Source organism: Staphylococcus sp. IVB6240, from assembly GCF_025558425.1.
In the GTDB taxonomy this organism is placed as follows: Bacteria; Bacillota; Bacilli; order Staphylococcales; family Staphylococcaceae; genus Staphylococcus.
In genome coordinates, this window is sequence record NZ_CP094718.1 from 1602187 (window position 1) to 1625128 (window position 22942).

General features: G+C 35.1%; 28 protein-coding genes. 6 read left to right on the plus strand and 22 right to left on the minus strand.

Features of this window, described 5'->3' with window-relative positions:
- Nucleotides 1-117: 117 nt before the first annotated feature.
- From MUA88_RS07935 to MUA88_RS08020, 17 genes are all read right to left on the minus strand, one after another.
- On the minus strand, nucleotides 118-486 hold the full coding sequence (locus MUA88_RS07935) for a hypothetical protein (protein ID WP_262605355.1): 369 nt from the start codon (nucleotides 484-486) through the stop codon (nucleotides 118-120).
- A gap of 96 nt (nucleotides 487-582) precedes the next feature.
- Complete coding sequence (locus MUA88_RS07940) at nucleotides 583-891, minus strand: phage head closure protein (protein ID WP_262605356.1); 309 nt, start codon at nucleotides 889-891, stop codon at nucleotides 583-585.
- Between the two features lie 259 nt (nucleotides 892-1150).
- The gene (locus MUA88_RS07945) at nucleotides 1151-2794 is read right to left on the minus strand and encodes a terminase large subunit (RefSeq protein WP_262605357.1); all 1644 of its coding nucleotides are present in this window, start codon (nucleotides 2792-2794) and stop codon (nucleotides 1151-1153) included.
- Nucleotides 2787-3107 (minus strand): hypothetical protein, encoded by a 321-nt coding sequence (locus MUA88_RS07950; RefSeq protein ID WP_262604585.1) that lies wholly within the window; start codon nucleotides 3105-3107, stop codon nucleotides 2787-2789. Before MUA88_RS07950 ends, MUA88_RS07945 begins: the two co-directional genes overlap by 8 nt.
- 417 nt (nucleotides 3108-3524) lie before the next feature.
- Entirely contained in the window at nucleotides 3525-3806 is a 282-nt protein-coding gene (locus MUA88_RS07960; RefSeq protein ID WP_262604583.1) for a head-tail connector protein, read from the minus strand.
- A gap of 57 nt (nucleotides 3807-3863) precedes the next feature.
- Nucleotides 3864-5093, minus strand: coding sequence for a phage major capsid protein (locus MUA88_RS07965; protein ID WP_262604582.1), 1230 nt, complete (start codon nucleotides 5091-5093; stop codon nucleotides 3864-3866).
- 1 nt (nucleotide 5094) lies between these two features.
- Nucleotides 5095-5661, minus strand: a complete 567-nt coding sequence (locus MUA88_RS07970; RefSeq protein ID WP_262604581.1) for an HK97 family phage prohead protease — start codon at nucleotides 5659-5661, stop codon at nucleotides 5095-5097.
- On the minus strand, nucleotides 5648-6892 hold the full coding sequence (locus tag MUA88_RS07975; RefSeq protein ID WP_262604580.1) for a phage portal protein: 1245 nt from the start codon (nucleotides 6890-6892) through the stop codon (nucleotides 5648-5650). Before MUA88_RS07975 ends, MUA88_RS07970 begins: the two co-directional genes overlap by 14 nt.
- A 47-nt stretch (nucleotides 6893-6939) precedes the next feature.
- Nucleotides 6940-7272 carry a hypothetical protein gene (locus MUA88_RS07980; protein WP_262605358.1) on the minus strand — a complete coding sequence of 111 codons (333 nt, stop codon included), beginning with the start codon at nucleotides 7270-7272 and terminating at the stop codon, nucleotides 6940-6942.
- A 732-nt stretch (nucleotides 7273-8004) separates the two neighbouring features.
- Nucleotides 8005-9453, minus strand: a complete 1449-nt coding sequence (locus tag MUA88_RS07985) for a DNA primase family protein (protein WP_262605359.1) — start codon at nucleotides 9451-9453, stop codon at nucleotides 8005-8007.
- Nucleotides 9446-10348 carry a primase alpha helix C-terminal domain-containing protein gene (locus MUA88_RS07990; RefSeq protein ID WP_262605360.1) on the minus strand — a complete coding sequence of 301 codons (903 nt, stop codon included), beginning with the start codon at nucleotides 10346-10348 and terminating at the stop codon, nucleotides 9446-9448. Before MUA88_RS07990 ends, MUA88_RS07985 begins: the two co-directional genes overlap by 8 nt.
- A 30-nt stretch (nucleotides 10349-10378) precedes the next feature.
- On the minus strand, nucleotides 10379-10675 hold the full coding sequence (gene tscT / locus MUA88_RS07995) for a type II toxin-antitoxin system toxin TscT (protein ID WP_262605361.1): 297 nt from the start codon (nucleotides 10673-10675) through the stop codon (nucleotides 10379-10381).
- Between the two features lie 2 nt (nucleotides 10676-10677).
- Entirely contained in the window at nucleotides 10678-11088 is a 411-nt protein-coding gene (locus MUA88_RS08000; protein WP_262605362.1) for a pathogenicity island protein, read from the minus strand.
- A gap of 1 nt (nucleotide 11089) precedes the next feature.
- On the minus strand, nucleotides 11090-11293 hold the full coding sequence (locus tag MUA88_RS08005; RefSeq protein ID WP_262605363.1) for a pathogenicity island protein: 204 nt from the start codon (nucleotides 11291-11293) through the stop codon (nucleotides 11090-11092).
- Nucleotides 11290-11595, minus strand: coding sequence for a helix-turn-helix domain-containing protein (locus MUA88_RS08010; protein WP_262605364.1), 306 nt, complete (start codon nucleotides 11593-11595; stop codon nucleotides 11290-11292). Before MUA88_RS08010 ends, MUA88_RS08005 begins: the two co-directional genes overlap by 4 nt.
- A complete protein-coding gene (locus MUA88_RS08015) occupies nucleotides 11596-12225 on the minus strand; it encodes a BRO-N domain-containing protein (RefSeq protein ID WP_262605365.1) in 630 nt (209 codons plus the stop codon).
- A gap of 3 nt (nucleotides 12226-12228) precedes the next feature.
- A complete protein-coding gene (locus tag MUA88_RS08020; protein WP_262605366.1) occupies nucleotides 12229-12447 on the minus strand; it encodes a helix-turn-helix domain-containing protein in 219 nt (72 codons plus the stop codon).
- Nucleotides 12448-12640: 193 nt separating this feature from the next.
- Here MUA88_RS08020 and MUA88_RS08025 point away from each other — a divergent pair, with 193 nt between their 5' ends.
- Together MUA88_RS08025 and MUA88_RS08030 are read left to right on the plus strand one after the other, a co-directional pair.
- Nucleotides 12641-13168, plus strand: coding sequence for a helix-turn-helix domain-containing protein (locus tag MUA88_RS08025; RefSeq protein WP_262605367.1), 528 nt, complete (start codon nucleotides 12641-12643; stop codon nucleotides 13166-13168).
- A 9-nt stretch (nucleotides 13169-13177) separates the two neighbouring features.
- Nucleotides 13178-14347, plus strand: a complete 1170-nt coding sequence (locus tag MUA88_RS08030) for a site-specific integrase (RefSeq protein ID WP_262605368.1) — start codon at nucleotides 13178-13180, stop codon at nucleotides 14345-14347.
- Between the two features lie 68 nt (nucleotides 14348-14415).
- Here MUA88_RS08030 and groL read toward each other — a convergent pair whose 3' ends face one another.
- Both groL and groES read right to left on the minus strand, forming a co-directional pair.
- Complete coding sequence (groL, locus tag MUA88_RS08035; RefSeq protein WP_262603669.1) at nucleotides 14416-16035, minus strand: chaperonin GroEL; 1620 nt, start codon at nucleotides 16033-16035, stop codon at nucleotides 14416-14418.
- Between the two features lie 42 nt (nucleotides 16036-16077).
- Nucleotides 16078-16365 (minus strand): co-chaperone GroES, encoded by a 288-nt coding sequence (gene groES, locus MUA88_RS08040; RefSeq protein ID WP_262603670.1) that lies wholly within the window; start codon nucleotides 16363-16365, stop codon nucleotides 16078-16080.
- 174 nt (nucleotides 16366-16539) lie between these two features.
- Between groES and mroQ the strand changes: the two genes are divergently transcribed.
- Nucleotides 16540-17280: an intramembrane glutamic endopeptidase MroQ gene (gene mroQ, locus MUA88_RS08045; RefSeq protein WP_262605369.1), complete on the plus strand. Its 741-nt coding sequence runs from the start codon at nucleotides 16540-16542 to the stop codon at nucleotides 17278-17280.
- A gap of 59 nt (nucleotides 17281-17339) precedes the next feature.
- Here the strand turns inward: mroQ and adhP are convergent, their stop codons facing one another.
- Nucleotides 17340-18356, minus strand: coding sequence for an alcohol dehydrogenase AdhP (adhP, locus tag MUA88_RS08050; protein WP_262603672.1), 1017 nt, complete (start codon nucleotides 18354-18356; stop codon nucleotides 17340-17342).
- Nucleotides 18357-18683: 327 nt separating this feature from the next.
- On the opposite strand from adhP, the gene MUA88_RS08055 reads away from it, so the two are divergent.
- Nucleotides 18684-19448 carry a MerR family transcriptional regulator gene (locus MUA88_RS08055; protein ID WP_262603673.1) on the plus strand — a complete coding sequence of 255 codons (765 nt, stop codon included), beginning with the start codon at nucleotides 18684-18686 and terminating at the stop codon, nucleotides 19446-19448.
- Nucleotides 19449-19666: 218 nt separating this feature from the next.
- Here MUA88_RS08055 and MUA88_RS08060 read toward each other — a convergent pair whose 3' ends face one another.
- Nucleotides 19667-20662 (minus strand): SdrH family protein, encoded by a 996-nt coding sequence (locus tag MUA88_RS08060; RefSeq protein ID WP_262603674.1) that lies wholly within the window; start codon nucleotides 20660-20662, stop codon nucleotides 19667-19669.
- A gap of 275 nt (nucleotides 20663-20937) precedes the next feature.
- On the opposite strand from MUA88_RS08060, the gene MUA88_RS08065 reads away from it, so the two are divergent.
- The gene (locus tag MUA88_RS08065) at nucleotides 20938-21735 is read left to right on the plus strand and encodes a carbon-nitrogen family hydrolase (protein ID WP_262605370.1); all 798 of its coding nucleotides are present in this window, start codon (nucleotides 20938-20940) and stop codon (nucleotides 21733-21735) included.
- Nucleotides 21736-21955: 220 nt separating this feature from the next.
- Here the strand turns inward: MUA88_RS08065 and MUA88_RS10960 are convergent, their stop codons facing one another.
- Nucleotides 21956-22033 carry a delta-lysin family phenol-soluble modulin gene (locus MUA88_RS10960; RefSeq protein WP_481906576.1) on the minus strand — a complete coding sequence of 26 codons (78 nt, stop codon included), beginning with the start codon at nucleotides 22031-22033 and terminating at the stop codon, nucleotides 21956-21958.
- 340 nt (nucleotides 22034-22373) lie between these two features.
- Here MUA88_RS10960 and MUA88_RS08070 point away from each other — a divergent pair, with 340 nt between their 5' ends.
- On the plus strand, nucleotides 22374-22940 hold the full coding sequence (locus MUA88_RS08070) for an accessory gene regulator AgrB (protein ID WP_262603676.1): 567 nt from the start codon (nucleotides 22374-22376) through the stop codon (nucleotides 22938-22940).
- Nucleotides 22941-22942 lie beyond the last annotated feature (2 nt).

Below are 22942 nucleotides of genomic sequence, written 5' to 3' on the forward strand. Positions count from 1 at the left end.
TACACCTATAATTATTACTAAATACACTTTATAAACCGCATTAAATCAACGTTCTTACATTTTACAACACCGGTTTTGAGTGATTTTTTTATTCCATTATGACCAAATTATGACCACTTAATCCCAGTTTTTATCAGGCAATATAAGTGTGTTCATTACCATTTCAAACGACTTTATATACGCTTCATATTCACCGTAAATCCATGAAGTATTTCTATCATCATCACGAATCATTCCGCTCATAATATTATACAGTTTCTTAGCTTCTACAACGTATTCTTCAATAAAACGCTCAAAATTCTTATGAGTGAAGCAAAATAATTCGATACTTTCTAGCGTTGAATACACTTCATTTAATGTGATGATTTCACTTTTACCAAAGCTTTTAACTTCTGAATCAATTATTTTTTCATATAAATTCTTAATGCTAAAATCTACATATTCAATCTTTCTTTTCACAAAGTCTCTATGATTCAAATCTATCATACAAAAACCCCTCTTTTCTTTTTATTTTAAACTGCTGTAGCTTACAATTACCCGAAAAACTAAATCTCATTACGTCTGAATGCGTTTCTCAGCGTCTTATTTGTACGCTTTTCCATAAATTGTTAGTGTTCTATTTAATCCATTATCATTTTGTACAGATTCAATATTGAAATCTAAATCTTTCCACTTGATACGTTGTTTTGAGGTTATCCCCTCTCTATATCTAATAATGAATCTTACAGGGATTTCTGATGCTGTAAGTCCAGAACCCAAATACTCGTTTCCACGTATTGTTTTTATATCTGCCCATGGTTCAGCAATTACCTTTTCTTTGTAGCTGTTGGGCATTGGTCCACTACTTATCCTTTCAAGTATTTCTATTCTATTATTAAAATGATATGCCATTGTTAACCTCCTAAAACGTGCACATGTGCACTATTTTTTCCACGTGGAAACATTTGAAATGCTTTGCAAATTTTGCAAACTTAAAATGAGTATTCTATAAATATAGAAAACCTAAATTCATGTACGTGTATGAATTCGAAAAGCGTGTACGTCCTCGCATTTCTGCAATAGTTGTAGAAACTCAAATTGTAAGTTTTCTATAAATGTGGAAAACTAAAGTGTTCGACATCGAACGTTAGAGTTTCAAGCGAGCGCTCGCTTACATCGCTCTTAAAAACTGCTCATAATTATCAAACAACCCTACATACGCATCTAATAACGATGCTGTACCATCAATACGGCGCTTCGGTGATTGATTCTTAACAGGAACGATATTACCGTTTCGGTCAGTTTCTACACCCGTATTAGTTAAGCACCACTTCAATATAGGATTGTTATTATAATTAATTTTATGCTTCTCTAAATCAGCACCCATATTTTGCATTGGTAGACTTAATGTCTTTGCTCCTTGTGGTGTACGTACCATTTTAAAGCCGTTAGCTTCCATCTCATCAACCCAGTACCGAGCTGAATAATTATCGTAATATATCCATAGTGGCGTGATGTCATATTCATTCAACATCTCTAAAAACCAATCTGTGATGTCGCTGTAATCAATTGTATTGCCTCTACACAAACGAAGTAATCCTTGTTCATACCATTTGTCATAAGGTATCTTATCTTCGTCTACACGCTTTCTGAGGTTATCCTCAGGCAACCAATACATCTGATGCACATAACGTATTTCTGTTTCAGGTTCTACAAATAACAATGTGGCGCAACTCAAATCGGTTGTGATACTTAAATCAGCACCACCTATCGCATAACTACCTGAGAAGTCACGTATATCAAAGGTATCTTCATTATTAATCGCCTCAAATGTGAGCCATGCGCTATGTGTAACTTCACGTATATTAAAATCTTTAGTTAAGATACCCGTTAAGTCATTTACATTGTTTTTAGCACGTGCAACTTTGCGTTCTAAGTCCTCTACCTTTTTTGATACACCTAAAGCAGGATTTGCCTTTTGCCAGCATTCAGGTATCTTATATTCAGCTTTATGATCTAACTCGTACATAATCGGTAAAAAGTTATCATCTTCAAATTTACCGTCAACCACGTTACAAGCATACTCATATAAGTCATCAAATATCGTACCTCTATGTGTTCCAGCCGTTGTAATCATAATCAATAACGGTTGTGTACGTGCTGACTGAGATTGTTTCATTACTTCATATAAATTGCGGTCTTGAATAGAATGTAATTCGTCAATCACAACAAGATGTGCATTCAATCCATCTAATGAATTTGAGTTTTTTCCTAATGACTGCATCTTGCTAAAGTTATGCGCAAAATATAAATCACTCTTACGCTTACGGATATTCTTGTTTAAATCAGGACTCTGTACAATCATCTCATGTGCTTGATCGAATAAGATATTAGCTTGGTCACGTTTCGATGCAACTGAGTAAACTTCTGAGCCACTTTCTCCGTCGGCAATCATCATATATAATGCAATCGCACTTAACATTGTTGTTTTACCATTCTTACGACCTACAAAGAAAAAAGATTCAGTATAACGTCGGTAACCTGTTTCCTTATCTACAAACCCAAATAGCGCCGAAATATAGGCTTTTTGAAACAAATCTAACTTTAGGGGCTTACCCGCCAGCTCACCTTTAGAATGACGGCAGAAACGCTCTATAAAAGCGATAGGGCGTTCTGCTTTAGATTCATCATAAATGTATTTGTCGTGATGCTCCATGTCATCTAAGAGCTTCTTATATTGTTTACGTACACGTTTTGAAGCTACAATATCGCCACTTTCAATTTTTTGGTAATACTGTTTAATGTAGTTAGCCATTCGTCACAAAGTCCATAAACGCATCTGATTTTTCTACTCGTTGAGGCAGGAACGACAATAGTTGCTTATAAGTGGCGTTATACTTTGTTACAGTTGTATTGTATGACTTCATAGCTGGGTTCTCTTTAAGGTATGATTGTTCACCTTGTGTAAATACGTATATTGCACCATGCTCACGTACAGTGCGTTTTAATTCGTCCAGTGTTTCTTTCATAAATGTTAGCTCTTCTAACAAATCGTAAGCTATATGTTTGTTTTCTATATCATTTTTATCAATGTATGTTTTAAGTTTTTCCAAATTGATATATTTCATTTTCATATTCTCCAATCTTGATTTTTAGGTACCCCTAAATATTGAAAATATTGGGTGGAGGAAAAGAAAACTCCCTGCACCGTTTCCCAGACACTCTTTTACCTCCGAAATTATAGGGGGGGTACTTAATTAATTTATACTTTTATTATATTTCCGTCTTTATCGAATTGTAATCCTTCCCCAATTGCTGGTGTCCCGAAATGTTCCTGATTATGGCACGTCTGACACAATGCTTCCAAATGGTCGTGGTTCAATGATACAAATGGATTCTTATAATTCTCAGCATTCAAATGTATTTTATGATGACAAATAGACGCTAACCCACCGCAACGCTCACATATATAGTGCTGTTTCGACATATAACTATCTCTGCACTTAACCCATTCACTACTTTTATAAAACGAATGTGGAATACTTCTAACCATTATACTCACGTCCTAACGCTGTCAAAGATACCAATAGTCCATCTATTGTACGTTTTAATCGCTCACTGTCTTGTGTATGTGGGTCAAACCACAATTGCAATATAAACTTAGCTGTTGTTTGTGCAAGTGGTTCTACTGGTTCATCTAACCAATCTCTGCCTGTGGTTAGATATAAGTAGTTAGGAATAGTTTCGATTAATGGAGTGATGATGTCGTCGTTGAAATCCCCATCTATCCTTAATGCGTTACGTGCATCTTCTATTGATATAATCATTGTTTCACTTCCTTATGAAAAAGGACACCAGCTATTAACTGATGCCCTAGTTATTTATTACGCTCCTACATCAGATGAAGCACTTGTTAACTTAACGAAAGCATCATCAACTAAAACGCGTGTATCTGCGACCGCCATTGCTCGATAGTCAATCAAGCCTGAACGGAATGAAGACTCACGAGAAGATTCAAGCATAATGCCTTGCGGTAAGTTGTAACCGAGATAGTTAAAGTCTCCTAATAGAATTGTGCCGTCTTCGATATTGTCATCAATAATGACTGGCTTACCGAAGATATAACCAACATTCTCACGTTGCGCATCTTGTACAAAGATAGGACGTTTATTACCATCTTCAACGCCATACACTGTGTTATATAACGTTGCATTGCTCATAGCGAATTTTGCATTTTGTGCATAACCACGTTTTAACATTCCCAACGCTTTTGTGAAATCAGTATATTTTCCTGTAAGCTCTAAGCTGTTTTCATCATTCCATGTGATACCTGTCAATATACCTTGACCTTGATTGTTACCCGTACCATTAATCAATGCGTATTCGATCGCTTCTACAACGCAGTTAGTCAATTCTTCAACAAGATATGATTCAAATGCTGAAATACTCATCGTTTTAGCTTTCACTGAGATACTAAAGATTTTAATAATCTCATTCGCTTCAAAAGATACCGCTGTTGTAACTACTTTGTCTGCCTCTACTTTAGCCCCCTCAGTATGCCATTCGGCGCGCTCTTGTGGCGTACTAATTGGGATACGGATTTTTGTAGGCATATTGAATGAACGTACATTTGCAAGTAAGCCACCTTGTGTACGCGCACGACGAATCACTTCGTTTAATGTTTGTTCTGGTATGACTGCTGATGCATTTGAAGATGAAGTAAATTCATCTGCGCGGTGTTCTGATTTTTGAATATCCATAGCGTGATTGAATGAACGTTGTTCCACATCTGATAATTCTTGTCCTAACATTTTCTTAAAGAATGCTGATCGGTATTCTTCTGTACCGAATACATTATTATTTTGAACTTCATTATTTTGTTTAAATTGTTGTCCTGTAATAGGGTTATATGAACGATTTTCCACTTGTTCTTGCTCCTTTTCTTTAATGTTTTCTTTAGCTTGATTTAAGCCTTCAATTTCAATATTTAACTTTGTCACGTCTGCTTCTGGGTCATTTTCGATTGTGCCTCTAATTTCACCAGCCCGTGTTTCAATATCTTCAAGTGACGCATTACGATAATGATTAAATGCTTCTTGTACTGTATTAAACATTTTATTTTAACTCCTTTGATTGTAATTTGTTCAAACCGATTAAGGCTTGTTGTCTTGCTTTGTGTTTAAGTTCAGCTTCCTGAATTTGTTGTCGTGCTTCTACGCTTGCTTCTGCATATGCAGGATAATTCACAACACTAAACTCAAGCACCTTATCAATTTTAGTTATAGTACGTGTGCGTGTATTCACATCATATTGACTACCGTCAGATACTGTGAAACCAAAACTCATACCTGAGAGGTCGCCCCGTTTTACTGCCGTATAAACAGAGCGGGCTTCTTCCGTATCTGGTAAGGTCGCGCGGAAATGCATACCAATATCATCAGTCCATATATCCATCGTCTTAGGTGATTTCGCTAGTGGTATACGGTTCACATCATGTGACACTAAAAGTCGTGTATCGTTGAGCTTCAAGCCATCTAACGCATTACGTTTAATGATTTCGGTATATGATCCTGTAGGCGTAGTAATCTGCGTTGGTTTATTAAATACAATTGCTGTTCCCTCAAGTACCATTTCGTTACTTTGGGAATCTGTTTGTATTTCTGCACTTCTAATTTCCTTCATCTGCCTTAACCTCCTTATCTGCCATTTGATAATTCTTTGCTAATGTTTTTTCAATATAGTTCAAACTTTGTATGCGTTCATCTCCATCTTCAACATGAGGCAAGTTCATTAAGTCACGTGCTTCATTAATGGTCAATAAGCCGAGTGGCAACAATTCTTTGATAATCGTTGATTTCGATTGATTGCTTGCATACTGTAATTTTGATGATTCATATATAATGCGATTGCTAAAAGACTGTTCACGTTCAGTAAAAATCTTTTCGGTAAGCTCTGAGGATAACTGAATAGCGAAAGGTTCAATGACTGATTCAAAGAACGCTTGCCATGTGTTCTCATCATAACTACCTGTCACAATAGCTTCATTGATTCCTAAATACTCATATATCTTTTGTTTAATCACTTTTATTTGGGACGTATCCACCTGAACATCTGATATATTTAATTGCTGGTAATCCATCGACGTATCTAATGGAACAACTCCGCCATTATTTGCCATTGATAAATAATTGTTTGTAAATTCTTCTTTTGCTTCTTTTAACTTACTAGGACTCAATGCCTGATTGTATTTCAGAATACCTCTGATTTGAGCAGAATTCTTAATTGCCTCAGTCATACCATCATTTTGTGTGTGCGCAAGTTGTAACGTATTCATGATTGCATCGTTGTTATCACCGAGTAATTCATTAGAGTTAAAGTGACGACGCAACACGGCTATTTCTGATAAATGAAAATGGACAACTTCACCATCGTTGAACAAAAATTTTAGGTACATTTCACCTACACCATCAACCACATATTCAACACTACTTGGTGTTAACGGATATAAGTTTTTCAAGTTGCCTTTATTGTCCTTTTGTACAAGGATAAATGCGTTATTGAACAAGTAGTATTGTGTGGCCACTTTATATAAAAAGTCATAACCACTCATATACGGATTGGGTCTATTTTGTAAGATTCTGTTAATTTTATAGTTATTAAAATCTTTCGTATTGTTTACATGCTTGCCTGATAACTTCGCAATATGGCGTGCAATGGTATCTACTGCACTACGATATATGTCGTTTGAATATGCATCACCTGAAAATTGAGATAATGACTTAAAGCCACCTGTGAGCATTTCAAACTGTTGTGCAGTGGTACGCTCAATAGTTTCAAGTCCTAACATCTTATTTAACCACTTCGGCACATCTTCACCTTCTTTACAGAATATTTGTTCGTCAAATAAGTACATACGTTCGATTTATACATCTAAATTATACCACACTAGGGTATATAAAGCTAGTTGTGGTAAGGGTTTACGTATTTAACTTCTAATTCTTTAATACTTTTTTCACTTGCATTAAAATGCCAATTTAGACGAGTTTCATCTTTAACTTTGAATCCAGCTTTTAACATTGCGCCTTTAAACTGACCATTTGTGATGTAACTACCCTCAAAAGTGCCTGACAACGCATCGCTATATTTACGTTCAAATACGTGCTTTAATCCATATGAGGAACGTCTTACGTTAAACGATTTAATTTTATTGATTGAGTAACAAAATTCGAGTAATGCGTTTTTCTTTATCTCATTTAATTCTTCAAAGTGTTCTGGTTTATTAATATTAGTCATTTTAATTCTCCATTCTATTTATATTTGTGTGTAGGGAGTGTAGGAATAAAAGTTACTACATTTGCCAAAAGTTGCTACATAATCGTTCAAAACATTGCTACAAAAGGAGTTTTGAGTAATTAAACAATTTTATAAACCTACTACATAAGTTACTTCATTTATAAAAAGTTGCTACATAAGTTACTACCTTATATGAATTTCTACTACATTTATCAATATGTAGCTACATAAGTTACTACTAAAAAAGCGATAATAAAGGTGTTTAACGCGCTTTGTAGTAATTTTTCTGATATGTAGTAACTTTTCCATCTACTCCCCGTACACAGATTTAATTTTATTGATTGAGTAACAAAATTCGAGTAATGCGTTTTTCTTTATCTCATTTAATTCTTCAAAGTGTTCTGGTTTATTAATATTAGTCATTTTAATTCTCCATTCTATTTATATTTGTGTGTAGGGAGTGTAGGAATAAAAGTTACTACATTTGCCAAAAGTTGCTACATAATCGTTCAAAACATTGCTACAAAAGGAGTTTTGAGTAATTAAACAATTTTATAAACCTACTACATAAGTTACTTCATTTATAAAAAGTTGCTACATAAGTTACTACCTTATATGAATTTCTACTACATTTATCAATATGTAGCTACATAAGTTACTACTAAAAAAGCGATAATAAAGGTGTTTAACGCGCTTTGTAGTAATTTTTCTGATATGTAGTAACTTTTCCATCTACTCCCCGTACACAGATTTAATTTTTTTATACAGGTTGCTACCTTTTCTAGGTTTAATAACGTTTGTTTTGTCACTGTACTTGTCATCAGTATCATATGGCGCCACATCATAAAGAACTTTACTTTTTTTGTGATAAAAATCTATACCATAACCTTTATAAGGTGATCTAACACGTTCCACTGTGTACCCTAATCTGATTAATTCTTTAGTTAAATTATGAACCTTCATCACTTCATAACCATAACGCTTAGCCCATTGGCGATAAATTTCATACGCGACTTCTCTCGCCCTGCCATCTACGGGGTGAATAGGTCTTTCGCCTTCCATGTCCAAAAAGTGGCGCACAGGTTCATTTTCATATTTGTAGCTCTGAATTAAATCATTACTTTCATTAACTTTAGTAAAGTCACCTGTTTCTAGCAATTCGGGCAAATGTTCCAAACACTTATTTAATAATGCAGACATAACATCGGGATTATTTAACTTCTTATTGAGCCCTAACTCTTTAGGATAATGTCCATCGCCAAATGTGCGATTCATTGGGACAATAACCATTCTGCGATAAAATCCATCTGTTTTATCACTAGCCTGTGGTATATTATTGCCTGCAAAAAGAAGTTTGTTATGCGGGGTGAAATCAAAATCTTGTTTACCTTTAGGATTAACATTAATTCGATTCCCTGTGGCAATTGATTTATAGTTCCCTGTGTCCTTGATGTATGTGTTATCCATGTCATCATCAATATTAACCATTTTGCCCATTAGTCGTGCTGGTTTAAATTCGTGACTCAAATCTTTAAATTTAAGAGATGTCGTGTTCCTTTTACCGATGAAATCTTGAATTAATTGAAGTATCGTTGATTTACCGTTACTTCCATTTTTAGTTTTAACTCCTGCACTATAAAAGAAAATAGTTTTCCCAATAAAGTTTTCTTTATACAAACAATACGCTATAATTTGATATATAAGTTTTTCAATTTGGGCATCTTCATCTGATATGCTCTTAATAAAATCCTCAAGTTTTTTACTTCTTTTACTTCGGTCAAAAGTCACATCAATTTTCGACGTCGAAATATGGTTAGCCGAATGCTTATGAAGTTGATGTGTCTTTAGATCCAAAACGCCATTGTTAAGCACTAATTTATGTGGCTCTAATTCTTCATCTTTAAATTTAATCGACATCGCTTTAATTTTGTAAAACACTTCACGATTCTGATGCTCTTTAATATTTGGCATTTCCAAATAAGTCATTTGCCTAATTGTTTCCTCGTCTAAATGCTGGTAAAATTCACCGTTAAAAAAATGAATATTTTCATCTATCATAATCATATTGTATTTTCTAGCTAACATCTCACTGAACTTCGTGTGATTGAATTTGTCGTCATATTCAATTTCTTCATTGTATTTCTCTAGTAAATGGTCGTCGATGTTACTGATTTTATCCATTTTTTTCCTCCTTCTCTCGCAAATGAATTCTTAAAATTGAATTAAATATTTTAGCAACTTCTTTTTCCTGCAATGGAGGATTACAACTTTCGCCCCAAGCAAGAGCTAATCCGTACACTAAATGACCATCAACATATCTTCGCAATAAATGTCCAATCACTGATGCTAATGCTTGATTCCGTCCACCTTCTGCCACTCCGAATGCAATATCACGCCAATATTCTGAACCTCGTTTGTTATATGCAACCTTGATGTTCTGAGATTCGCCCTCAGTTGCATCGAGAGGATATTTCGCTAGACAACTGTCCAATTGTGCACGTGTAATGAATGGTGCGTCATTGATATGCCAGTGGAATGGTGCATATTTGCTACTAATTACGGGTAATGCCGATAATTGGATAGCTTTTAAGCATGATTCATCAATCACTTCTCCGATATACCTCGATAATGCCCTAGCATACTTTGTATATTCATCTGGTGTGACAATGTCATCAATCGGAATTAATAGCCGAAATCTAGGACGCAAATCTTTATCATGTTCATCTTGCTTGTCACGGTGTCTGTAGGTGCTGTATATGAAGTAAGCGAAGTGTCTCATCTTGTTTTTGACGTTATCGAGAAATCTGTTCATATCGTCGATGTCATCATAATCCAATGAAAATACTTGTCGATACATCACATTTTCTTTTAAACGACGGTGTGATATACCTTCAGCATCAGCAACATCACCGTATATCGCTAGTTTATTAGCGTATTTATCATGGCTGACAACTGGACGAGTTAAAAACTCGCACCAGTCAGACCACTTAATATTTTTTACATTTTCTGTTCCCTTAGATGTTAAACTTTGATATAATAGAATAAGAAGTTCATCATCGTGCTTTAAATTGAACATGGCATTTATTAGCTCCTTTCATTAAAATTACTATGCGTTATCAGTTCCGTCGCCAAACTTCGCTGATGACGCTTTTTCTATTTCTTTAAACTCGTTTATCTTCTTGTCTAACCTATCAGTGTACATGTACAACAAATCGAATAACTGTTCACAGTGAATGCGGTGTTCATTGTACGCATATCCATATATTTGTACTTCTTCCATACTTTTCAGATTATGCGTAGTAAATACATCATCAATAAACCAGCTATGCGTTGAAATTAAATCTTCTAATTTCTCTTTAATAATCTCAATTTCTTCCATAAGCCATCTAATTTCGATATTCATACCTAGTATTCCTCCACTTCGATATTTCCTACAATATATTCCAACGCCCACTCTAACATTCCGATTATGTGACCTTTACGATCTGTTGCGTGTTTATGTTCGCCTTTTTCATTAATAACGCTATAATGGTAAACTTTTTGTGTCTCGTGTCTCACATCATCTAATGTCGCAGTCACTTCTTCAATAATAGAAAATGCTTCATCTTCAAAATCTAGTTCAGCAAGAATATTAAACAATTCTTCATGCACTGACTTTAAAAATCGTTCATAAAAAGTAGTGTCATCATACTTATGTTCTGTCATTGAATGAAATCTGTCTTTAGCTGATAAGAAAACTTCTTTATCCTTCTCATCTAATACTTTTTCAATCAATTTAACTACTTTCGACAAATAATATCTTTGCTTAATTTTCATTTTAACTACCTACCTTTTTCTTATTTTTAATTTCTGTAATTCTTGATAAATCCATTTCTAACACTGCAATTTGAACATCATTATTCACTTCAGGAAAGTTCTGTTCAAATACTTGTGGGGATACATTTAAAAGTAGATTGTGATTTGTATCCTTAATGTTGTACCAGCCGACAATCGTCTTTGTAATAATGACTTGTTGTTTCATCGTGTGACCACCTTATTTAGTTTTTTCAAATCGTTATTGTGAATGTCCATTTGCGATGTGATATTATTCATAAATTCATCTACATCAGACTTCTTAAAACGATATGTCGTACCAACACGATAGTACTTCATGCCGTTGTTAATGAGTAACGCCTCAATAGTTGGTTTACTTAGATTCAGATACTCTGATAACTCTTTATAAGTCATAAAGTATTTATCATGTGCCAGCTCATCAATACGCTCATCAATGGCTTTTTGGAACATTTCACGTGCTTCATTTTCATCAATGTTAATGTTGAACATTTAACCCACCCCATATTTGTCATAAATACTTTTGCTTACTTTAATATCAAGATTAAATTGATTTTTCGTTTCAGTTAGCTTAACAACATCATCAAGAATAACTTGACGCACCTCTAACATATCTGGTGTCATTTCTTCTTTGCCAATCATCTTTTCATATCCAAAAGCAGTTGATACGGCTTTATTTGCAATAGTATTGGCTTTAATGTAGTTGATTTGTTTATCTGATTTATGTGCTCTTTGAATAATAGCCATGGCTTCTTTTTGCTTTTGTTTATCTAACATGCGGAAGGCTTCATATCCTTTGAGTCCAGTAGCTTGTCGTAATTCAACCAATACGTCACAAATCCAATCTTGGAAATCTTCAGCTTCAGGCTTGTTAGAACGCATTACAAGTCGATAAATACCTTTTTCATTAATTACTGTATAATCTTGAAATTTTCTAGCTTTCTTCTTACCTGATGTGGTACTACCTTTAAGAGTACCTCTTACATGTTCAGGTAAATATTTTGTAGCATTGAATGCATCTCTAAAACCTAATACTTTTGCAACATCACTCGCTACTGCCCAATACTCACCGTCTTTTTCAATAAAACGGATTTCTTTGTTATTGAATAGTTGTTTAATCATTGGTTATGCCTCCTTTAATACAAATTCAAAAATATCTTCAATTTCAACACCTAAGGCGTCAGCAATCTTTTTGCTAGTTTTTGGGCTAGGTATTTTCTTACCATTAACAATTTGACTCAAATACGTAGTGCTTACTTCTGCCTTGTTTGACAAGTCAGATAAATTAAACCCTTTTAAAAACATTGCTTTTTTAAAGTTATTAGTATTGATTAGGACACCCATCTCTACCCCTCCTTTTTATCATTATCGGCGATATATTGGATTAAAAAAATACTCAAAATTCATTTGTAAATATCATTATCGGCGATATACCTATATGTTAATATACAGTTTAATTAAATGCAATAGTTTTTTACAAAAAATTTTTTTCTTTTTAACGAACAATTTGTTATTATTAATCATGAGGTGAAAATATATGAATATTGGCGATAATATCAGAAAAATACGCAAAGAAAAAAATATAACACAAAGCCAGCTGGCGACTTCTTTAGAAATTTCTCAATCCTATTTAAGCGATTTAGAAAATAATAGAAAGAATTTAGGGATTAAGACAATTGAAAAAATCGCAAAAAAGCTCAACGTTTCAGTAGCTTACTTGACTAGTGGTAATAAAATGCTTAGGGATTTAAATGACAAAGAGAAAAGAGAAATGATGTCAAAATTAAGTCACGAAATTTCTAAAACTAACATGGAAAGCGAATTGAATCTAAAAAGTAATTTATTAGATTTAATTCAACGCGACTTAAAATATAGAGACGTACACTATTTTAATAATATATATAACTTTTATGAACTAGAAAAAACGGAAGATGATAATTTACTATTTATTTCTGTCCTCCTACAAATGTTACGACAACATAAAATGAGTGGTAGTAAAGAAGCGTACGATGATATTACCAATGAATTTAACGACTTCTTAAAGCGTTATTTAAATATTAAGTAGGTGAACCTTATGGCAACATATGAAAAACGTGGCAACACATGGCGTTACCGTATTTCCACTGGTAAGAATCCGACTACTGGCAAATATGAATATATCTCTAAATCAGGTTTCAAACGTAAATCAGATGCTAAACATCATGCTGAAATGATTGAACGACAATTGCGTACTGGTGAATATATAGCACCATCTTCACATACGTTTAAACAGGTTGCTGATGACTGGATTAAACATTATTCCAATGATGCAAAAATAAGTAGCGTCAGAGTGCGCCACAAAGCCATATGCCACGCTGTACAAAGATTTGGTAGATATCCTATACAAAGTATCAAAAAGCATGACTATCAATCGTTTGTGGACGATATGACAAAAGAATATAGCAAGAATTATGTTGATAGTATTGTGTCATCTACTAATATGATTTTTAAGTATGCTCATGAAATGAAATTAATCAAAACACTTCCTAGTGATAATATTAGACGCCCTAAAAAGAAACGTACAGTTGAAGAATTAGAGGAAACTGAAATACATAAAAAATTCCTAGAAAAAGATGAATTAGTAGAGTTCTTACAAGTGGCAAAATATAATCATTCACCACAAAATAGTTTTGAAGTCTTTATCACATTAGCCTATACGGGCATGCGTGCTGGTGAATTACTAGCATTAAAATGGGCTGATATTGACTTTGAGAACAACACGATTAGCATTACAAAAACTTATTACAATCCAAACAATAATAAGAAAAAATATCAGATACTCACACCAAAAACTGATTCTTCAATTGGTAAGATTTCTGTTGACCCAAAAATAATTAATTTACTGAAAGACTATAAAGTGAATGTACAAGATAAATGGAAAGATGAGTTATATATAGATAATAATTTTGTATTCACAGATAATAATGGTTATCCACTTGTGATAAAGAAACTTCAATTATGGATAAAAGCTATACTTAAAAAAACCGATATTAATAAAAACATCTCCACTCACTCGTTCAGACATACACATTGTGCATTGCTTATTGAAGCTGGTGTACATATTAAAGAAATTCAGGAACGCTTACGTCACAAAGATATTAACACCACAATGAACATTTACGCTAAAATCACAAATTCATACAAAAAAGACGCTTCCCAAAAGTTTAGCCAACTCATGGAAAACGTCTCAAAAGAATTATTTTAAAATTTCTATGACCAAATTATGACCATTGAGCATTAAAAACGTTGATATAACGGTGTTCAACGGTCTTTTTACATCATGCCTGGCATGCCGCCCATAGCTGGCATATCGTTGCCTTTATCTTCAGGAATGTTTGCGACTACGGCTTCTGTTGTTAAAAACATTGCTGCAACACTTGCTGCATGTTGTAATGCTGAACGTGTTACTTTTGTTGGGTCTACGATACCTGCATCAAGCATGTTTACCCACTCATCTGTTGCTGCATTGTAACCAATACCTGGCTCTGCATTTTTCATTTGTTCAACAATCACAGAACCTTCTAAACCAGCATTTTCAGCGATTTGACGGACTGGTGCTTGTAATGCTTTCAATACAATTTTCACACCTGTCGCCATATCTCCTTCTGCTTCAATGGCTTCGATATTTTTGTAGATATTCATTAATGCTGTTCCACCGCCTGCAACGATTCCTTCTTCAACCGCTGCACGTGTTGAGTTTAATGCATCTTCAATACGCAATTTACGTTCTTTTAATTCTGTTTCTGTTGCAGCACCGACTTTGATTACTGCTACACCACCTGCTAATTTTGCAAGACGTTCTTGAAGTTTTTCACGGTCAAAGTCTGAATCCGTCTCATCGATTTGTGCTTTAAGTTGGTTGACGCGTGCATCGATGTTTGTTGCATCACCATTACCACCAACAACTGTTGTGTTATCTTTTGTTACTTCCACTTTGCTTGCTGTTCCAAGCATATCAATTGTTGTTTCTTTCAAGTCTAAACCAAGATCGTCTGTAATCACTTGTGCGCCTGTAAGAATTGCTAAGTCTTCAAGCATCGCTTTACGACGATCACCAAATCCAGGTGCTTTCACTGCAACGGCTGTGAAGGTACCACGCATACGGTTTAATACTAAGTTCGTCAATGCATCGCCTTCTACTTCATCTGCTACGATTAAAATCGGACGACTTGATTGAACGATTTGTTCTAATAACGGCAAGATATCTTGGAATGATGAGATTTTCTTATCTGTAATTAAAATATACGGATTTTCTAATTCGGCAGTCATTTTATCAGAATCTGTCACCATATAAGGTGATTGGTAACCACGATCAAATTGCATACCTTCAACGACATCTAATTCTGTGTTGAAACCATTTGATTCTTCAATAGAGATCACACCATCGTTCCCTACTTTTTCCATTGCTTCTGAAATATAACGACCTACTTCTTCATTTGCCGCAGAAATAGCACCTACTTGCGCAATTTCTTCTTTATTTTCTACTTTTTGAGAAATCTCATGTAATGATTCGATTGCGACAGCTACTGCTTTATCGATGCCTTGACGGATGCCGACAGGGTTTGCGCCACTTGTGACGTTTTTAAGCCCTTCTTGAATCATCGCTTGTGCAAGAACTGTTGCTGTTGTTGTGCCATCCCCTGCGATTTCATTTGTTTTGTTTGCAACTTCTTGAACGAGTTTTGCACCCATATTTTCATACGGATCTTCTAACTCGATTTCTTTTGCAATTGTGACACCATCATTCGTAATCAATGGTGCACCAAATTCTTTATCTAAAACGACATTACGCCCTTTTGGTCCAATTGTGACTTTTACAGCATTTGCTAATTGATCAACGCCACGTAGCATTGCTTGGCGTGCATCTTCTGAAAATTTAAGTTCTTTCGCCATTTAAATTCACTCCATTATATTGTGTGTTTATGATTTGATCTTCTATGCTTCAATAATTGCCAATACTTCTTCAACATCTAAAACAAGATATTTCTTGTCATTGCGTTTCACTTCTGTTCCTGCATATTGTTGGAATACAACACGATCACCAACTTGAACTTCTGGTGCAACACGTTGTCCATTATCTAATAAACGACCTGGTCCTACTGCGACAACTTCGCCTTCATTTGAATTCTCTTTTGCTGAATCTGTTAATACAATACCACTTTTCGTTGTTTGTTCTTGTTCTTTCTTCTCTATTACAATACGGCTTCCTAATGGTTTTAACATGGATATGTGCCTCCTTATTGTTACCTTCTACTTAGCACTTATCGACATCAAGTGCTAATACATGTTTTATATTAATCAAATTTGGTCAAAATATCAAGTGGAACGCTTTTAATGTTTGTTGTATGTGAGAGAATGCTTTAGAATAGTTGTGGAGTGAGAGGAGGTCTTACACAGATGAACCGTATCATCGTGTCTATTTTAACTGTTGTGATTTATATGGCTGCACAGTTTACACCAAGAGTTGCCTTAATGGCTGGTTGGATTGATTCGCAGTCAGCAAACACACAACTGCAACAAGTTACATATGTGCAAGTGATTGCTTTTATCGTTGCCGCAATATTGATTTTATGCATGCAGCCAATGATCAAAAATCCCTATCAATTTGAATTACAAAGAAAAGAAGAAAAACGTTATATCATTGTCTGGATTTTAGTAGGTCTTGTCATTGTATTTATTGCACAGATTATCACTAACTTAATCAGTGCACAACTATTAGGCGTAAGTCCTGCAAGTGAAAATACATTGCGTATTATGCGTATTGCCCGCCAAATGCCGATACTCATCATCTTGATTGCGATTGTCGGTCCTTTACTTGAAGAATTTGTCTTCCGTAAAGTGTTGTTCGGTGAAATTTACAATGCGATTAAAGCCAGTCCTGTAACGAAATTCATCATCGCGACAACAATCAGTTCTGCCATTTTTGCAGTGGCACATGCTGATTTAATACATTTTGCTGTTTACTTCGTGATGGGTGTTATCTTCTCTGGATTTTATATCTACACAAAACGTTTAAGTGTGTCAATCGGTATTCATATGGCTCAAAACGCACTCGTCGCGCTCATTCAATTTTCAATTCCAGAAGAAGTCATGGAAAAAGCAATCGAACAAGCACAATTTATTTTATTCTTCATATAACACACAAAAGACCTTGTTCTGATCACTTCAGAACAAGGTCTTTCTTTTATGTCATTCGACTATTTTGAGAAGTCGAGTACTTTACGTCCTTGGATAGTACCTTTTTCCATTTCTTCAAATACTTTTGGTGCTTCGTCTACAGAAACTTTTTCAACAACTGGTACGACAAGCCCTTGTGCACCAAATGCGAATGCTTCTTCTAAGTCTTTACGTGTACCTACAAGAGATCCGACAACACGGATACCGTCAAGTACTGTTTTTACGATACTTAAGTCCATGTATTCAGATGGTAAACCAACAGCAACAACTGTTCCACCTGCACGAACACTATCGATTGCTTGGTTGAATGCTACTTTAGATACAGCTGTTACTACAACACCGTGACAACCACCTGTTTTTTCTTGAATGTACGCACCCACATCTTCTACTTCTTTACCATTTACAATTAAGTCGGCACCTACTTCTTTCGCTAACTCAAGTTTGTCATTATTAATATCTACAGCAACAACTTGTGCGTTGAATACTTTTTTAGCGTATTGAACCGCTAAGTTACCAAGACCACCCGCACCATATACGGCAATCCATTGACCTGGTGCAGCGCCCGCTTCTTTGATTGCTTTATAAGTCGTAACACCTGCACATGTAATAGATGATGCTTGTGCTGAATCTAAACCGTCTGGTACTTTAACCGCATAGTCAGCTGTGACAACGGCATATTCACTCATACCACCATCAACACTGTATCCTGCGTTTTTAACACTACGGCATAATGTTTCGCGACCTGTTGTACAGTATTCACAGTGTCCACAGCCTTCAAAGAACCATGCGATAGATACGCGATCTCCCACTTTTAGTGATGTTACACCTTCGCCAATGTCTTCAACAATACCGATACCTTCATGTCCTAAAATACGTCCTGGTACTGCACCAAAGTCACCATGTGCAACGTGTAAGTCTGTATGACAAACACCACAACAATCAACTTTTACTAACGCTTCACCATGACCAATTGTTGGCATTTCATGTTCTACTACTTCTACACCCGTACTCTCTTTATTTACAACAACAGCTTTCATATTCATTACCTCCGTCATTTCGTTTTTCAAATGTACTTTCTTTTCTCTACACCTATATTGTGAATTAATTCACAATATTTGTCAAGCACTTTTATACCGCTAGATACACCACCTTTTGGGAATAAATGAAAAACATTGAGAGTAAAAATATTTAACGATTATAGCTGCATTGGGTCGTCTTTTTTACTGAATAATCAGAAATATTATACAATATAAGTGTACTATTACCTTATTAAAAATGCCAGTATTTTAAATTTTGCTATATCATCCCCCTTGACCCTAACGTTACGTCATACCCTATAGTTGTTATTGAAGGAGGTGAAAGCCATGACCATGAAAGTAAAAGATGTTGCAAATCTAGTTGGCATCAGTATCCGTACACTACATCACTACAACAAAATTGGATTGTTAATTCCTGAAGAAATAACTGATTCAGGTTACAGACTCTATTCAGAACAAAATTTGGAAACACTGCAGCAAATACTATTTTTTAAAGAACTTGGGTTTACGTTACATGAGATTAAAAATATTTTAAACAATCCTTCTTTTGATCAACATGAAGCTTTGATTTTACAGAGAAAAATGTTATTAGAGAAACGCCATAACATTGATAACATGATTGAAACAGTAGATAAAACAATTGAACATTTAACAGGAGGTATTCAAATGACAAATAAAGAAAGATTTAATGGATTCAGTACGGAGTATAACCAATATGAACAAGAGGCACGTCGTCGTTGGGGTGATGATGCTGTGAATGAAACAAATGCAAAACTTGAAAGCATGTCAAAAGATGGACAACAAGATTTATCGGAGAAATGGGATATGATTTTTAACAAACTGGCAAACCTTCGTGATCATTCTCCTGAATCACAAAAAGTGCAAGCAGCTATTAAAGAATGGTATCACTTTTTAAATAAAAATTTCAGTCATTATTCACTGGAAGCTTTCACTGGATTAGGACAACTTTATATTCAGGATGCGCGTTTCACAGATCATATTGATCAATATGGAGAAGGATTGTCGCAATTCATGAGTGAGGCCATGGCCATCTTTGCCAAAAGTCAAAAGAGTGGTAAAGAGGATAACTAGATTAATGCGTTTTGTATCTATACACTTTAGCGCATTTTAGAAAAAAGATAATGGGATGGCGCTGAGCACTATGTCTCAGCCCTATCCCATTTCTTGTCAGTGTTCAAGGAGCAGGATTTTCAACAGAATTTCGCAATTCGATAAATTAAAAAGCAATTTTACTCATTGCTCTGATTCTGCTCAAATCCTAAACGCTCCTTTCACAACCTCGTTCTTGTCTACAAACCTTTTCGATTAAATAAGAAATACACAACACCTGCAAATACGATACCTAACGAACCAAAAATGAGCCAACCAAATGGATGTGTCTCTGCTTCGTTATTGTCGATATCGTCTCCTTTATCATCACGTACATCATGAAATGTCTGCTTTTGCTCAATTTGTTGCTCTTTATCTTCATGTTGACGCGATGCAATAGGCTTCTTATTGTTGCTTTTCAAATCAGGCATGCTCCCAATTTCTTCTGTAATTAAGCCAAGTACTTGTTTATCAAGATTCTTGTAATAATCTTTTATCGCTAACGGACGAAAGGCTTGATATCGAAAATAATCCGAATCTTGCTGTATACGATTGAGAAATTCATTATCTTTAAACGTCACTTTCTGTTCTAATGACTGAATAGACGCTTGATTCACAGTCCCTTTCGTAGTGATCTGTTCAAATCGTTCCATCGCAAGTGGATTGTATTTAAAACTAGTATGCAAATGAGCGGCAGCCGGTGAAGATAACAATGCTGCATTGTCATGGACCTGTTGTATATTTTGACGCTGTGCTGATGGTTGATATGACGGGTTACCTTGTGATGACTGCCCAGATGATGATTGATCTGTTACATCTTCATCTGTTGGATCTTCCATTTCTTCTTGACCTTCTTCTGTAATGATAGCTGAGTCAGGTTTGGTCTCAACAGAAGGTGGCTCTTCATAGCCATCTTCTTCTTTAACCACTGGTGGATCTGATGGTTCCTCATTCTTCTGATCTTCTTGCCTTGGTGTTTCTGTCATATCAGTATCAGGTGTTTCGACTGCTTCTCCAGTATCAATCTCTGGCTCATCTGGCGCTGTTTTTGGCTGATCTATATTAGTTTCAGTAGTTTCATCAGTTTGTGGTTCACTCACTTCATTCACTTCTTCAGCATAGGCTTGTGATGCACCCATTATCATGATTGACGTCAAACTGGCTAACATATATTTTTTTAAAAAGTGTTGGGACATCTATAACCATCCTTTCAAAATAGATAAAATGATAAAACCATAAGAAATAAGGTATCTGATATGATTTTTAACATTCCGCTTCTATAGTTCAACGATCAACGTTTCTAACAATTAAGTTTGTTATCATCGTTTACTTTCAATTTACCTATCACATTATAAGTGTTTTCCAATGTAATTACTACTACTTCTTAAGATCACATGTATTTCATTCACTTTGATAATTGTCGGATTATTTAGTAAACTTTATTTATAACTTTCCGACAAGGAGTGTTTTGATGAAGATACAATTATTACAATTTAATATAACACCTGGTGATATTACGGCAAATGAAAAAAAGATAACAGATCTCTTTGGGCATGCTATCGATTCTGATACAGATGTGGTTGTATTACCAGAGATGTGGAACAATGGTTATGCATTAACAGAACTTCAACAAAAAGCGGACCAATCATTATCACGTACAAAACCTTTTTTACAACAACTTGCAACACAATATGATGTAGACATTGTAGCAGGCTCTGTGTCCAATCATGAAGTAGATGATCTTTATAATACTGCCCTCACAGTCAGTCGTACAGGTGACATACTCTATCAATACAATAAAATTCATTTAGTACCTATGTTAGATGAACCTAAATATTTAACTGCTGGAGATCATGTGCCACATACTTTTAATCTATCAGACGGTACACCTGTCTCACAAATCATTTGTTATGACTTGCGTTTCCCAGAATTATCATGTTACCCTGCCGCAGAAGGTGCAAAAATAATTTTTTATGTTGCTCAATGGCCAGATGTTCGCTTAAATCATTGGCGTCAACTACTTCAGGCGCGTGCCATAGAAAATGATATGTATGTGGTTGCAGTGAATAGTTGTGGTTCAGACGGCAAAACAACATACGCAGGTCATTCGATGGTCATCGATCCGAACGGTGTCATTATCGCAGAAACATCTGAAGAAGAAAAAGTTTGTACCGTTAACCTAGACCTATCAACAGTCGATGCACAACGTCAGGCTATTCCAGTTTTTGATAATATGCGCCCGGATGTTTACCGTTATGCTAAAAAATAAATATTCGCACCATAACAAAGCAGACAAGTTTGGGAGAGACTTGTATGCTTTATTTCGTATTAGGGAATGTAATACATTTCAAATATTACTATTATCTTTATGTTATGGTTGGGAATTATGAACAATATTAATACCTTGCTGCTTAAGATGCTTCTAATTAAATATGAAACTTGGGAATTTCATATTTAATACTTTCTAATCATTGTCTGAAAAAACGGGACTACTTCGTAAATTTTTGTACTGTGTTAGCAATAAGTTTTACAAATTCAACGATTGTACCTAAGATATCTGCTACCATTATTGCCACCTCCTACTCACAAAATATTACAAATCAACTTTCTACCTTCATGTGTACACTGAGCGAAGAATACAACATTAGGGTGAATCAGCTTCAGTCACGATTCAAGATTATGTATTGAATGACTAAAGTGATGTTGCTTATATTACAACATGCTTTTTCCAATTTGTGTGCATTATTGCGTAGATGGCTGATATAGGTGCTTATCTGTTCTCTTTATATGTTAAAATAAGCTTATCATAGCAAATATTGACAGTTAGGCATTAAAACACAACAGTTAGGCAAAAAACGACTTTCGTGAAACGTTATCATCTATAATATGAAACAAGGAGGAAAGCCCTTGCAAATCATTGATAATGGTATTGAGACATTAGCTCGAAAAATACAAAAACATCAAAACTTAGACCACATCGACTTTTTAAAATTACGACTCGGCATTCAAATTGTCGCCATCAACTTTTTCAAAGCGATTGTAACGTATGGTCTTGCTCTCCTCTTAAACACTGTTTTATACACACTAACTGTTCACGTAAGTTATATTCTTGTACGCCGTTTTTCACATGGTGCACATGCAAAGTCTTCGCTGATGTGCCATATCCAAAACATGATATTATTTGTACTGGTGCCGTTAGCTATCGTACACTTCATGATCCCTTTCTGGTTTATGTTTGTTTTAGCACTCATAGGCTGGATCATTGTGATCATATATGCACCTGCTGCCACTAAAAAACAACCCATTAAAGCGTCTCGACGTCATGGACTAAAAGTGAAAGCAGTCATTGTTACAACGATAGTCCTCATCATTGCCCTTGTCGTTCCAGCACCATACCAACAATTAATATGTTTTGGCGTTGCACTACAAGCAAGCACATTACTACCTATATTTTTCCCTAAGGAGGCAAATTGATC